Below are 296 nucleotides of genomic sequence, written 5' to 3'. Positions count from 1 at the left end.
TGAAGCCGAACAAAGAAACGAACAGGAGTCGAAAAAGCCAAAAAGCCGAAATCAGGCTTGTCGATGTCATCCGTCGACTTCATGTGCTTGTGATGCGGCAGCGGCAGCCGATAGAAGCTCAGCGTCTCCTCGATGTTGTTCTCCACCCAATCCACCAGCTTCGGGTATTTGGCCTGCCATTTGGCGATCCACTGCGCCAAGTCGCGCTTGACCTCGGCGAGGTCGCGCCGGTCATAGAACCATCTGAGCTCCATCAGGCAGTCGTCATCGACCTTGCGCGGCACATAATCGAGCGC

The 296-nt window shown here is 56.1% G+C and carries 1 protein-coding gene; it reads right to left on the bottom strand.

The window, feature by feature from the left end:
- Positions 1–296 (bottom strand): transposase (locus AC0L2A_RS36505; RefSeq protein ID WP_473613030.1); only part of this gene is annotated, 296 nt, incomplete at both ends.

It is taken from the genome of Mesorhizobium sp. WSM4844 (assembly GCF_055811775.1).
This window is presented reverse-complemented; position numbering and strand designations above follow the sequence as displayed.